The 13,005-nt window shown below is 68.8% G+C and carries 12 protein-coding genes; 5 read left to right on the top strand and 7 right to left on the bottom strand.

All coding sequences use genetic code 11. The features are described from left to right. Window positions 1–19 precede the first annotated feature (19 nt). A complete protein-coding gene (locus AC0KUR_RS35570) occupies window positions 20–1,951 on the top strand; it encodes an ATP-binding cassette domain-containing protein (RefSeq protein WP_034188861.1) in 1,932 nt (643 codons plus the stop codon). Between the two features lie 145 nt (window positions 1,952–2,096). Here AC0KUR_RS35570 and AC0KUR_RS35565 read toward each other — a convergent pair whose 3' ends face one another. From AC0KUR_RS35565 to alr, 3 genes are all read right to left on the bottom strand, one after another. Further along, window positions 2,097–2,363: a DUF2866 domain-containing protein gene (locus tag AC0KUR_RS35565; protein ID WP_034188862.1), complete on the bottom strand. Its 267-nt coding sequence runs from the start codon at window positions 2,361–2,363 to the stop codon at window positions 2,097–2,099. Between the two features lie 147 nt (window positions 2,364–2,510). After that, the gene (gene radA, locus AC0KUR_RS35560; protein WP_034188863.1) at window positions 2,511–3,887 is read right to left on the bottom strand and encodes a DNA repair protein RadA; all 1,377 of its coding nucleotides are present in this window, start codon (window positions 3,885–3,887) and stop codon (window positions 2,511–2,513) included. An 11-nt stretch (window positions 3,888–3,898) separates the two neighbouring features. Next, complete coding sequence (alr, locus tag AC0KUR_RS35555; RefSeq protein ID WP_034188864.1) at window positions 3,899–4,969, bottom strand: alanine racemase; 1,071 nt, start codon at window positions 4,967–4,969, stop codon at window positions 3,899–3,901. Between the two features lie 218 nt (window positions 4,970–5,187). Here alr and lplT point away from each other — a divergent pair, with 218 nt between their 5' ends. Together lplT and thiD are read left to right on the top strand one after the other, a co-directional pair. After that, window positions 5,188–6,495 (top strand): lysophospholipid transporter LplT, encoded by a 1,308-nt coding sequence (gene lplT / locus AC0KUR_RS35550; RefSeq protein ID WP_034188865.1) that lies wholly within the window; start codon window positions 5,188–5,190, stop codon window positions 6,493–6,495. 58 nt (window positions 6,496–6,553) lie between these two features. Then, window positions 6,554–7,363 (top strand): bifunctional hydroxymethylpyrimidine kinase/phosphomethylpyrimidine kinase, encoded by an 810-nt coding sequence (thiD, locus tag AC0KUR_RS35545; protein ID WP_200088337.1) that lies wholly within the window; start codon window positions 6,554–6,556, stop codon window positions 7,361–7,363. 18 nt (window positions 7,364–7,381) lie between these two features. On the opposite strand, the gene AC0KUR_RS35540 is transcribed toward thiD, so the two are convergent. The 4 genes from AC0KUR_RS35540 to tsaB are packed head-to-tail and all read right to left on the bottom strand — an operon-like array spanning window position 7,382 to window position 10,584. Beyond that, a complete protein-coding gene (locus AC0KUR_RS35540) occupies window positions 7,382–8,344 on the bottom strand; it encodes a DUF1853 family protein (protein ID WP_473377211.1) in 963 nt (320 codons plus the stop codon). After that, window positions 8,341–9,333 (bottom strand): uracil-DNA glycosylase, encoded by a 993-nt coding sequence (locus tag AC0KUR_RS35535; RefSeq protein WP_473377210.1) that lies wholly within the window; start codon window positions 9,331–9,333, stop codon window positions 8,341–8,343. Before AC0KUR_RS35535 ends, AC0KUR_RS35540 begins: the two co-directional genes overlap by 4 nt. Further along, entirely contained in the window at window positions 9,320–9,820 is a 501-nt protein-coding gene (gene rimI, locus AC0KUR_RS35530) for a ribosomal protein S18-alanine N-acetyltransferase (protein WP_034188869.1), read from the bottom strand. Before rimI ends, AC0KUR_RS35535 begins: the two co-directional genes overlap by 14 nt. Continuing rightward, on the bottom strand, window positions 9,817–10,584 hold the full coding sequence (tsaB, locus tag AC0KUR_RS35525) for a tRNA (adenosine(37)-N6)-threonylcarbamoyltransferase complex dimerization subunit type 1 TsaB (RefSeq protein WP_034188870.1): 768 nt from the start codon (window positions 10,582–10,584) through the stop codon (window positions 9,817–9,819). The genes rimI and tsaB overlap by 4 nt, the downstream gene beginning before the upstream one ends. 147 nt (window positions 10,585–10,731) lie before the next feature. On the opposite strand from tsaB, the gene AC0KUR_RS35520 reads away from it, so the two are divergent. Both AC0KUR_RS35520 and AC0KUR_RS35515 read left to right on the top strand, forming a co-directional pair. Continuing rightward, the gene (locus AC0KUR_RS35520; protein ID WP_034188871.1) at window positions 10,732–11,001 is read left to right on the top strand and encodes an acyl-CoA-binding protein; all 270 of its coding nucleotides are present in this window, start codon (window positions 10,732–10,734) and stop codon (window positions 10,999–11,001) included. Between the two features lie 361 nt (window positions 11,002–11,362). Further along, entirely contained in the window at window positions 11,363–12,913 is a 1,551-nt protein-coding gene (locus AC0KUR_RS35515; RefSeq protein WP_124669744.1) for a DEAD/DEAH box helicase, read from the top strand. Window positions 12,914–13,005 lie beyond the last annotated feature (92 nt).

Genomic DNA, 13,005 nt, shown 5'->3' with positions numbered 1-13,005 from the left:
TTGGCCAGTTATTTCCGCCGTGATCCGTTTCAATCAGTTCAGTCTTGCGCGCGGCACCAAGCCGCTGTTCGAGTCGACCTCGTTCGTGCTCAATCCCGGCGAGAAAGCCGGCCTGATCGGCGCGAACGGCGCCGGCAAGTCGACGCTGTTCGCGGTCCTGCGCGGCGAGCTGCACTCGGACGGCGGCGATTTCTCGATGCCGCCGTCGTGGCGAATCGCCCATGTGTCGCAGGAAACGCCCGCCGTCGACCGCTCGGCGCTCGACTACACGCTCGACGGCGACGCCGCACTGCGCGAGATCGAAGCGCGCATCGCCGCAGCCTCCGCCGCGCATGACGGGGCGGCGGAAGCCGACGCGCACGCGGCGTTCGCCGACGCCGACGGCTACACCGCGCCGGCCCGCGCCGAAGCGCTGCTGCTCGGCCTCGGCTTCACGCTCGCGCAGACGCGCGAATCCGTCGCGAGCTTCTCCGGCGGCTGGCGCATGCGCCTGAACCTCGCGCAGGCGCTGATGTGCCGTTCCGATCTCCTGCTGCTCGACGAACCGACGAACCACCTCGACCTCGACGCGATCGTCTGGCTCGAAGACTGGCTGCACCGCTACCCCGGCACGCTCGTCGTGATTTCGCACGACCGCGAGTTCCTCGATTCGATCTGCAACGTCACGCTGCATCTGGAAAACCGCCAGGTGAAGCGCTACGGCGGCAACTACTCGCAGTTCGAAGTGCTGCGTGCGCAACAACTGGCGCTGCAGCAAAGCGCATACGAAAAGCAGCAGAAGACGATCGAACACCTGCAGAGCTTCGTCGACCGCTTCAAGGCCAAGGCGACCAAGGCCAAGCAGGCGCAGAGCCGGATGAAGGCGCTCGAGAAGATGGAGCTGATCGCGCCCGCGCACATCGCGTCGCCGTTCACGTTCGAATTCCGCACGCCCGACGCCGCGCCGAACCCGATGATGGTGATGGAAGACGTCCGCTGCGGCTACCATGCCGACGACGGCGCGGACATCCCGATCGTCGAGCGCGTCGCGCTGTCGATCCAGAACGGGCAGCGCATCGGCCTGCTCGGCGCGAACGGCCAGGGCAAGTCGACGCTGATCAAGACGCTGGCCGGCACGCTCGCGCCGCTGTCGGGGCACGTCCGCGACGGCAAGGGCCTGACGATCGGCTATTTCGCACAGCACCAGCTCGAAACGCTGCGCGAGGACGATTCGCCGCTCGCCCATCTGGCGCGGCTCGCGCCCGACACGCGCGAGCAGGAACTGCGGGACTTCCTCGGCGGCTTCAATTTCTCGGGCGACATGGCGACGAGCCCGGTCGGCCCGTTCTCCGGCGGCGAAAAGGCGCGCCTCGCGCTGGCGCTGATCATCTGGCAGAAGCCGAACCTGTTGCTGCTCGACGAACCGACAAACCACCTCGACCTCGAAACGCGCCACGCGCTGACGATGGCGCTCGCGCAGTTCGAAGGCACGCTGATCCTCGTGTCGCACGACCGCCACCTGCTGCGCGCGACGACCGACCAGTTCATGCTGGTCGCGAAGCACCGGCTGCAACCGTTCGACGGCGACCTCGACGACTACCGCGACTGGCTGCTGCAGCACGCGGCCGAGCAACGCGCGGCCGCGAAGGCCGATAGCGCGGCTTCGCCGGGCGCCGGTGCCGCGGCCACCCGCAAGGACCAGAAGCGGCAGGCCGCCGAGGAACGGCAACGCCTGTCGGTGCTGAAAAAGCCGCTGCAGACGCGCATCACGAAGCTCGAAAAGGAAATGGAGACGCTGCACGCGGAGAAGGCGCGGCTCGACGCGTTCGTCGCCGATCCGGCCAGCTACGAGGCCGAGCGCAAGACGGCGCTGACCGACGCGATCCGCAAGCTCGGCGACGTCAACACGCGTCTCGAAACGGTCGAGGCCGACTGGCTCGCCGCACAGGAAGAACTCGAGCAGATCGGCTGATACACGCGCGCGGTGCGCCGGCTGCCCCGGGGCGATTCGACACGTCGCCGGGCACGCTCCGACCCCGGATACGACAAGGCCGGACGCACCGGCCCGGCCTTGCAGACTGGATTGCCGCAGCCCGGCGGTTCGCCGCGCCGCCGGCTCAGCGCCGCGGCAACGTATCGCGCGGCATCTGCTCGTCGTCACTCATCAGGTATCGGCGCCCTTCGGTCGGCCGCCGGATCGCGGCAGCGACTTCCGCTTCCGTCACGTCCTCGGACACGACCTTGCGCGCGAGGCGCCCTTCGTCGTCGATCCATTCGACGATCCGGCATCCGCCGCCCCACGGCTGGCGAATCGGCTCCGACACGCGGCAGCCGCGCAGGTTGTAAAGGCGTCCGCCCGGCGCTTCACCATACGATTTCAACATAGGTTCCCTTCGCATTGCGCGGTTCGACAACCCGGCAAAGGATAGGGAAAAGCGATGTCCGGCGGGTTACAGGAGCCTACATATTCTTTACAACGAATTACGCGCCAGATCGCCGGGCATGCCCGGCCCGCATGCCTGCCCGGCCGGTCACTCGAGATCGCGCACGCGGTCGATCGCCTGCTCGAGGCGATCGACGGCCATCACGTTCAGCCCGTCGATCGGCTGCTTCGGCGCATTCGCCTTCGGGATCAGCGCGGACGTGAAACCGAGCTTCGCGGCCTCGCGCAGCCGCTCCTGCCCGCGCGGCGACGGCCGGATCTCGCCCGCCAGCCCCACTTCGCCGAACACGATCAGCCCCTTCGGCAGCGCCTTGTTGCGCATCGACGAATGGATCGCGAGCAGCACCGCGAGGTCGGCCGCCGGCTCGGTGATCTTCACGCCGCCCACCGCATTGAGGAACACGTCCTGGTCGAAGCACGCGATGCCCGCATGCCGGTGCAGCACCGCGAGCAGCATCGCGAGCCGGTTCTGCTCGAGGCCGACCGCGAGCCGTCGCGGGTTCGGCACGTGCGCGGTATCGACGAGCGCCTGGACTTCGACGAGCAGCGGCCGCGTGCCTTCCTGCGTGACGAGCACGCACGAGCCGGGCACGACCTGCTCGTGCTGCGACAGGAACAGCGCGGACGGATTCGCGACGCCGCGCAGCCCGCGCTCGGTCATCGCGAACACGCCGAGTTCGTTGACCGCGCCGAAGCGGTTCTTGAACGCGCGCACGAGCCGGAACGACGAGTGCGTGTCGCCTTCGAAGTACAGCACGGTGTCGACGATGTGTTCGAGCACGCGCGGGCCGGCCAGGTTGCCTTCCTTCGTCACGTGACCGACCATGATGATCGCGGTGCCCGACTGTTTCGCGATGCGCGTGAGCTGCGCCGCGCACTCGCGCACCTGCGCGACCGAGCCCGGCGCCGACGTGAGCGCTTCCGAATAGACGGTCTGGATCGAGTCGATCACGGCCACGTCCGGCCGTTCCGCATCGATCGCGGCCTGGATCTTCTCGAGCTGGATCTCGGCGAGCAGCTTCAGCTCGTCGGCCGGCGCGCCGCCGTCGAGCAGCGCAAGCCGTTGCGCGCGCAGCGCGATCTGCGCGGCCGACTCCTCGCCGCTGATATAAAGCGCGCGCCGCTCGCTCGCGATATCCGCGAGCGACTGCAGCAGCAGCGTCGACTTGCCGATGCCGGGATCGCCGCCGATCAGGACGACACCGCCCGGGACCAGGCCACCGCCAAGTACACGGTCGAATTCGCCGATGCCGGTCGAGAAGCGCGGCACGTCGGCCGCTTCGATATCGACGAGACGCTGCACGGGCGCCCGCTTCGCGAGCGACTGGAAACGATGGGCAGCCGGCGATTCGGCGACCGATTCGACGAGCGTGTTCCAGGCCTGGCACGACGGGCACTGGCCCTGCCACTTCGGGGTCTGTCCGCCGCACTCGCTGCAGACATAAACGGTTTTCTGTTTGGCCACGCGCGACGCCCTTATTCCGCTCGCACGGGCACGCGGCCGGCGACCGCGCACATCAGCTCGTAACCGATCGTCCCGCAATGGCGCGCGACGTCGTCGATCGGCAGCGCGTTGCCCCACAGCTCGACACGCGCGCCGACGCCGGCCTGCGGGCACGGGGTCAGGTCGACCGTAATCATGTCCATCGACACGCGGCCGACGATCCGCGTGCGGATGCCGTCGACGATCACCGGCGTGCCTTCGGGCGCGACGCGCGGATAGCCGTCCGCGTAACCGCACGCGACGACGCCGATCCGCATCTGCGCCTGCGCGGAGAAGGTCGAGCCATAACCGATCGCCTGGCCCTTCGCGATCGTCTGCACGGCGATCAGCTCGGACGCGAGCGTCATCGCGGGCTTCAGCCCGGTGTCGGCGATATCGGACGACAGCCCGGACGGCGACGCGCCGTACAGCACGATCCCCGGCCGCACCCAGTCGAAGTGCGTATCCGGATGCCACAGCACGGCCGCCGAATTCGCGAGGCTGCGCGCGCCGGCGATGCTCTCCGCGCCGCGCTCGAAGGTCGCGAGCTGCTCGGCGACGCCGCGCTCGTTGTCCGCATCCGAAAAATGGGTCATCAACGTGATCTGGCCGATGCCGGGACACGCCCGGGCACGCTCCCACGCCGCACGATATTTTTCCGGCACGTAGCCGAGCCGGTTCATCCCGCTGTTCATCTTGAGCTGCACGTTGACGGGCTTCGACAGCCGCGCCGTTTCCAGCATCCGCATCTGCTCGTCGTTGTGGACGGTCGTGGTCAGGCTGTAGCGGTCGATCACGTCGATGTCGGTCGACCGGAAGAAGCCTTCGAGCAGCAGGATCGGGCCGGCCCAGCCGAGCTCGCGCAGCTTCACGGCTTCGTCGAGGTCGAGCAGCCCGAAGCCGTCGGTGCCGCGCAGGCCCGGAAACACGCGGGCGAGACCGTGCCCGTACGCGTTGGCCTTGACGACCGCCCAGACCTTGGACGGGCCGGCAAATCGACGGACGACGGAGAGATTGTTCGCGAGAGCGGCGGTGTGGATGGTGGCGGAGATCGGGCGCGGCATGGGAAATTTACGTAAAGACGCTTGCGAATCATCAGCTTACCGCGCCTTTTGAGCACCGAAGCCGACAATTTGCGGAACGATCGGGGAATCTTGCTAGTCCGAATTGGCGTATTTTCATGTTATAAAGCCGTGCGCACAACCCATTTCGAACGGAATAAGCCGATCGCATACCAGGCGGCCTACGCGGCCCTGCCGCAGCGACGAAAGCATCGCATCAGATGAAAAAAGGTTTTTACACCATCATGGCCGCGCAGTTTTTCTCGTCGCTGGCCGACAATGCGCTCCTCATCGCCGCCATCGCCCTGCTGAAAGACCTCCACGCCCCCAACTGGATGACACCGCTGCTGAAGCTGTTCTTCGTGTTGTCGTACGTGGTGCTGGCGGCGTATGTCGGTGCGTTCGCGGATTCGCGCCCGAAGGGCCGCGTGATGTTCATCACGAACTCGATCAAGGTGATCGGCTGCCTGATCATGCTGCTCGGCGCCCATCCGCTGATCGCGTACGGGATCGTCGGCTTCGGCGCGGCCGCCTACTCGCCCGCCAAATACGGGATTCTCACCGAGCTGCTGCCGGCCGACCGGCTGGTCGCCGCGAACGGCTGGATCGAAGGCACGACCGTCAGCTCGATCATCCTCGGCACCGTGCTCGGCGGCGCGCTGATCAGCCCGCACATCGCCTCGCACGTGATCGCGCACACGCCCGCCTGGATCGGCACGCCCGCCGAAGCGGCGATGGCGATCATCATGGCGATCTACGTGGTCGCCGCGCTGTTCAACCTGCGCATTCCCGACACGGGCGCCCGCTACCCGAAGCAGGAACGCGGCCCGGTCAAGCTCCTCACGGATTTCGCCGACTGCTTCATGGTGCTGTGGCGCGACAAGCTCGGGCAGATCTCGCTGGCCGTCACGACGCTGTTCTGGGGCGCGGGCGCGACGCTGCAGTTCATCGTGCTGAAGTGGGCCGAGGTATCGCTCGGCATGTCGCTGTCGGAAGGCGCGATCCTGCAGGCCGTGGTCGCGGTCGGCGTCGCGGCCGGCGCGATCGCCGCCGCCGCCCGGATCCCGCTGAAGAAGTCGCTGACCGTGCTGCCCGTCGGCATCATCATGGGCATCGCGGTGATGCTGATGGCGTTCTACACGCGCGACCTGTTCCCAGCGCACTGGGCCGTGCACGTCGGCCACCTGCGCATGCCCGTCTACCTGATCATCGCGTATCTCTTCCTGATCGGCGTCGGCGCGCTGTCGGGCTACTTCGTCGTGCCGATGAACGCGCTGCTGCAGCATCGCGGCCACGTGCTGCTGTCGGCCGGCCACTCGATCGCGGTGCAGAACTTCAACGAGAACCTGTCGGTGCTCGTGATGCTGTGCCTGTACGCGGTACTCGTGTGGCTCGACGTGCCGGTCGGCGTCGTGATCGTGCTGTTCGGCACGTTCGTCTGCCTGACGATGTGGCTCGTGATGCGCCGCCACCAGGCGAACCAGCGTCAGTTCGACTCGGTCGCGCTGATCGGCGAATCGCGGCACTGACGCTACACTTCCCGTTTCCGTCCGCCGGCGCCGGTCTTCGAACCGGCGCGCTGCCCTCATGACGCAACCGATACCCAACCTCCTGACGATCGCCGGCTCCGATTCGGGCGGCGGCGCGGGCATCCAGGCCGACCTGAAGACCTTTTCCGCGCTCGGCGCGTACGGCGCGAGCGTGATCACCGCGCTGACCGCGCAGAACACGCGCGGCGTGACGGGGGTACACGCGCCGGACGCCGCATTCGTCACCGCACAGCTCGACGCGGTGTTCGACGACATCCGCATCGATGCGGTCAAGATCGGCATGCTCGCGAACGCGGCGATCGTCCACGCGGTCGCCGACGCGCTGCGGCGTTACGCGCCGCGCTTCGTCGTGCTCGACACGGTGATGATCTCGAAGAGTTCGCACGCGCTGCTCGCGCCCGATGCAGTCGATGCGCTGCGCGACGCGCTGCTGCCGCTCGCGACGGTCGTCACGCCGAACCTGCCCGAAGCGGCCGCGCTGCTGGGCGATGCGCCCGCCACCACCGAGGACGACATGGTCCGGCAAGGCCACGCGTTGCTGCAAACGGGCGCGCGCGCGGTGCTGATGAAAGGCGGTCACCTGCCCGACGCGTCCGCGAGCCCCGACTGGCTCGTCGAGGCGGCGCGCACCGTGCGGCTCGACGGCGCGCGCGTGCCGGTCAGCAACACGCACGGCACCGGCTGCACGCTGTCGTCGGCGATCGCCGCACTGCTGCCGCAGCAGCCCGACCTCGAAAGCGCGGTGCGTGAAGCCAAGGCCTACCTGACCGGCGCGATCGCCGCGAGCGGGCACCTCGACGTCGGCCACGGCGTCGGCCCCGTCCATCACTTTCATCGCTGGTGGTAAGCGCCCGCTGACGCGGCGTCAGTGATCCTGCGCGGCGAACGCCCGCGCACGCGCCGGCCAGTCGTCGGGCACGACGAAGCCGCGCGCCGTTTCGCGCCACGTGCCGTCGCTGCCCTTTTCATGGATGCCGATCAATGAGGGCGCCTCGCGCGTCAGCACGGGCGGCAGTTCCAGGGCCGCCGCCAGCGGTTCGGGTTCGAAGCCGGCATCGGCGGCAACCCGCCGCGGCGCGAGCCACGCCAGCCGCGGCAATACACTCCACGCGAGACCGGCACGCTGCGCGGCCGCCCACGCCTGCCACTGCGCGTGCGTCAGCCAGAATCCACGCGGATGATCCGGCGCGATTTCCGCTGAAACCGGCGGCAACGGCGCGCCGTGCGGATAGAACAGCCAGCCCTTGATGAACATCTGCGCGTCGGACGGCGCGCCATAGCCGAGCCGCGCGAACCCGTCGTGTTCGCCGAGCCGCAACTGGTGATCGAGCAACCGGCCGCGCTTGCGGTCGAACCGGTCGACGAGATTGGGGCCGACGAAATCGGCGAGCGTCGCGCCATCGTGCACCGGTGCGCACAGATAGCACTTCACCGCGAGTTCCCAATGCAGGCGCTGCCCGTCCGGCGCATCGACGAGGAAATCGACTTCGCCGAGCGTCCTGCCGTTGCTGCGCAGCGGGAGATTGGCCGCGACCAGCCGCAGCGACGGGCCGTGCGTGAGGAAATATTCGAGCAGGCATTCCGCGTAACGGCCGAGCCGGGTCGGCCGGAACCCATCGAGCGCGCGATGCAGCGGCTCGGGCTGCGCATCGAGCGCGGCGAGCCACGCTTCGACGGCCGCTCGCCCGGCCGCATCCGGCCACGGCCGCGCAAGCGGCGCGCCCGGCACCGCGGTCAGCAGGCTCGGGCTGGCCAGCAGCCAGCCGAGATCGCGAACCGCGGTATCGCGCAGCGTATCGACGAATGCGTACGCCGCGCCGGTCGTCATTGCCCGGCCGGCCCGCTCGCGTCGGCGCCTTCCGTACGCTGGAACGTGTCGCGCGCAAGGCACAGGTCGGCCCACGCCTTCGACTTGTCCTGCAGGCTGCGCAACAGGTACGCCGGGTGATAGGTGACGATCACCGGCACGCCTTCGTAGGCATGCACGCGGCCGCGCAGCGACGCGATGCTCGCGTCCGTCTTCAGCAGCGTCTGCGCGGCGAAACGGCCGAGCGCGACGATCAGCTTCGGCTTCACGAGCGCGACCTGGCGCTGCAGATAAGGCTCGCAGCTGGCGACCTCGTCCGGCTCCGGGTTGCGGTTGCCGGGCGGGCGGCACTTGATCACGTTCGCGATGTACACGTTGTCGCCACGCTTGAGGGACAGCGACTGCAGCATGTTGTCGAGCAGCTTGCCGGCCTGGCCGACGAACGGCTCGCCCTGCTTGTCCTCGTTTTCGCCCGGCGCTTCACCGATCAGCATCCAGTCGGCTTCGCGGTCGCCGACGCCGAACACCGTGTTGGTCCGCTTCTCGCACAGCCGGCACAGCGTGCAGTCGGCCACGCGCGCGGCCAGCGCCTCCCAGTCGAGGGTGGCGACCGGCGGGCCGGCGGGACGCGCTTCGGCCACCGGCGCGGGATTGCCCGGCGGCGCCGCGTCGAACCACGCGAAATCGTCGGCGCCGGCGGGCGGCACGTCGTCCATCGGCGGGATCGTGTCGGCCGAGGCAACCGGCGCGGGCGCGCGATCGCCCGCGGCAACACGGCGCGCCGGTGCAGCATCGTCTGCGCTTACCGCTGCAGGCGATGCATCGTCTTGTACCGGCGGGCGCGCCGTGCGTCCCGGCCGCTCGGCCGCGGCGGCGGACACCCCGTCGTCCGGCCCGGCTTGCGCAAGAACGGGCGCTTCGGCCGCCGCACCGTTATCCGCGCGCTGCCCGCGTCGCACCCAGATCTGCGCGAGGCCCAGTTCCTCGAGCGCCGCTTCAGCCCATGCCATGCGCGTTCCCCTCGTCCTTGTTCAGCGTCAGACGCATCACGATCGCGTCCTCCCGGCTGCGATGCTTCGCCGGATAGTAGTTCTTGCGGCGGCCGATCGTCACGAAGCCGAACCGTTCATACAGATGAATCGCACGCGGATTGGACGGCCGCACCTCGAGCAGCACCCCGTCGAGCCGCTCCGCGCGCGCAATGCGCACGGCCTCGCGCAGCAGCGCAAGGCCCGCGCCCGCGTGCTGCGCGGCCGGCGCGACGCACAGGTTCAGCAGGTGCATCTCGTCGATCACGGGCATCAGCACGCAATAGCCGACGAGCGTCCCCGTCACGTGCCGCAGGCACACGCCCAAGTAGCCGTTGCGCAACGAATCCTCGAAGTTGCCGCGGCTCCACGGGAATTCGTACGCGACGTGCTCGATCGCGACGACCTCGTCGAGATCGGCGTCCGTCATCGGCGTGAGATAGCGGTCGCTCAGCAAAACCCCTGTCATCCCTTCGCTCCGCCCGTCTGCGCGGCCCGTGCCGCGACGCGCTCGGCGGTCGTCTGCGCGACCTTGTCACGTACGTATTCCGGCGCGGCCTGATCGGCCGGCACCACCCGCCCGGCGCGGAAGGCGCGCAGCGCGGCATGCGCGACGGCCAGCGCATGCGGCATCGCGTCGCCGTCGATCACGGCCGCACGCGCCGCGGCCGGCAACTGCGCGCCGAACGCGGCGGCCGCGTTGCCCGCGAGCGTGAACGGCACGTCGGGCACACCGACGGCACCCGGCGCATCGAGCGAAGCCGGATGCAGCGTGCGCCAGTCGCCGGCGGCGGCGTCCCATTCGAAATCGGCCCAGTAGGCCTCATCCATCCGCGCATCCAGCGCGGCCAGCACGCGGGTCGTGCCGGGTGCGCGCAGTCGCGCGTGCTCGGCGCACGCGAGCAGCGTGCCGATCGGCACGACCGGCAGCCCGCCGCCGAACGCGAGGCCTTGCGTGATGCCGGTCGCGGTGCGCAGGCCCGTGAACGAGCCGGGGCCCGCGCCGAACGCGATCGCGTCGCAATCGGCGAGCGTCAGCCCCGATTCGGCGAAGAGTTCCTGGATCGCCGGCAGCACGCGCGTGCTCGACACGGCGCCCGTCGGTTCGTGGCGGACCCAGGTTTGCGGGGAGGAAACGGCGTCATCGGCATGGGCCGAGCGCAGCAGCGCGACCGAGCAGTATTCGGTCGACGTATCGATGGCGAGGAGCACTGTTTGCGTCATGGCCGACATTGTAATGCGGCGCCCCGCTCCCACGGGCGATCGGGACCGATCCGTGCGCATACGCGGCAGCGGCGGCGGTTTGGAAGGATCGCTCGACCCCGCGCGGCGGTCCGCTTGTTAAGATCGCCCGATCTGAAACCCTTACGGAGACACCCGATGAGCGAACTCGCCGCCCAATTCGACCAGGCCCAGATCGACGTCAAGCAACTGACCGAACGCCCGGGCAACCTGACCCTGCTGCGCCTCTACGCGCTGTTCAAGCAGGCCACCGACGGCGATGCGCATGGCGACAAGCCGGGCTTCACCGACATCGTCGGCAAATACAAGTACGACGCGTGGGACGCGCTGAAGGGCACGTCGCCGGATGCGGCAAAGCAGCAGTACGTCGAACTCGTCGAATCGCTGAAAAACGGCACGGCTTCCTGAGCGGATCGCCCGCCGCCGCAATAGGCAATCAAATCAGTGGCGCAGCGCAGCAAATATCTTTATAATGCTGGCTGCGTCACCTCCCGCGCTCGGCTCGCAAGCCGTTCCGGCCAGACGCCTCGTAGCGTTAAGCTCCAATCCGGTTTAGAACCTGTCCCCTCCTGCTTCGACCTTCGCGGTCGTCACTTATCAGGCTGGCGGCCCCGCTCCTGAAGCGCGCCGCACCCAAAACAGCTTCTAATGCCTCATCCGCCGACGGTTCGGCGGATTGCACCCGTTTCCCGATTTGCTCGCTGAATCCGACGACTTGGGTATGCGCGATTGGCGCCGACGTTTCACCCACTGTGTTTCAAGGATTGTTATGACTTCGAGCATCAACTCCAGCCCGCTCAACGCGATTGCCGACCAAGCGCTCGGTCTCGACGACGCCGCCGCACCGGCCGCGGTCGAACCGGCGTCGGACGAGCCGAGCTTCGCGTCGCTCGGGTTGTCGCCGGAGATCGTCTCCGCGCTGCAGGCCGCCGGCTACGTGAAGCCGACGCCGGTCCAGCAGCGCGCGATTCCGGCCGGCATCGCCGGCCGCGACCTGCTGGTGTCGAGCCCGACCGGTTCGGGCAAGACCGCCGCATTCATGCTGCCCGCGATCGAACGTTTCGCGCAGCTCCAGAAGACGCTGGCGCAGCAACCGCGCGCGCCGCGTGAACCGAACCAGGGCGACCGCCGTGCGCGCCGCCCGCAACCCGTCGCGCGCCCGGGCCTGCTCGTGCTGACGCCGACCCGCGAACTCGCGATGCAGGTCACCACGGCCGCATCGACGTACGGCAAGCACCTGAAGCGCCTGCGCACGGTCAGCATCCTCGGCGGCGTCGCCTACGGCCAGCAGCTGATGCTGCTCGCGAAGAACCCGGAAATCCTGGTCGCCACGCCGGGCCGTCTGCTCGATCACCTCGAGCGCGGCCGTATCGACCTGTCCGAACTGAAGATGCTCGTGCTCGACGAAGCCGACCGCATGCTCGACATGGGCTTCATCGAAGACATCGAAACGATCGTCGACGCCACGCCCGCGTCGCGCCAGACGATGCTGTTCTCGGCCACGCTCGACGGCAAGATCGGTTCGCTGACGAGCCGCCTGCTGAAGGATCCGGAACGCATCGAGATCCAGCAGCGCCTCGAGTCGCGCGCCAACATCGCGCAGACCGTGCACTACGTCGACGACCGCGATCACAAGGATCGCCTGCTCGATCACCTGCTGCGCGACGACGCACTCGACCAGGCCATCATCTTCACGGCAACCAAGATCGACGCCGACCAGCTCGCCGGCCGTCTTGCCGATGCAGGCTTCGAATCGGCCGCGCTGCACGGCGACCTGCCGCAGGGCGCGCGCAACCGCACGATCCGTGCGCTGCGCGAGCGCCGCGTGCGCGTGCTGGTGGCCACCGACGTCGCGGCACGCGGCATCGACATCCCGGGCATCACGCACGTGTTCAACTACGACCTGCCGAAGTTCGCGGAAGATTACGTTCACCGTATCGGCCGTACCGGCCGCGCAGGCCGTTCGGGCACGGCAGTGAGCCTCGTGCACCACGCCGAGCAAGGCGCGCTCAAGCGCATCGAGCGCTTCGTGCGCTCGCCGCTGCCGGTCAACGTGATCGAAGGGTTCGAGCCGCGCAAGGCGCCCCCGCGCAACGGCGCCACCGGCGGCCGCGGCCGTCCGGGCGGCGGTAACGGCGGCGGTCGTCGCTTCGGCGGCAAGCCGGGCGGCGGTTACGCCGGCAACGGCAGCGGCGGCCGCAGCTACGGCGGCGGCAATGGCGGCGGCTGGAGCGGCAAGCCGGGTGGCAGCCGTGACGGCGGCCCGCGTCGCGACGGCCAGCGCAGCGGCGGCCCGCGCCGCAGCAACTCCGCGTCGTAAGCACGCACGGGCGGCGCCTCGCCGCCGCCCCATGGATGGGCCCCACCCGTCCAGCCGACCGGCGCACCTGCGCCGGTTTTTTTTCGCCTCGC

It is taken from the genome of Burkholderia sp. YHN3-13 (assembly GCF_055810675.1).
The sequence above is the reverse complement of the archived record's forward strand: the minus strand, read 5'-3'. Positions and strand labels throughout refer to the sequence as shown.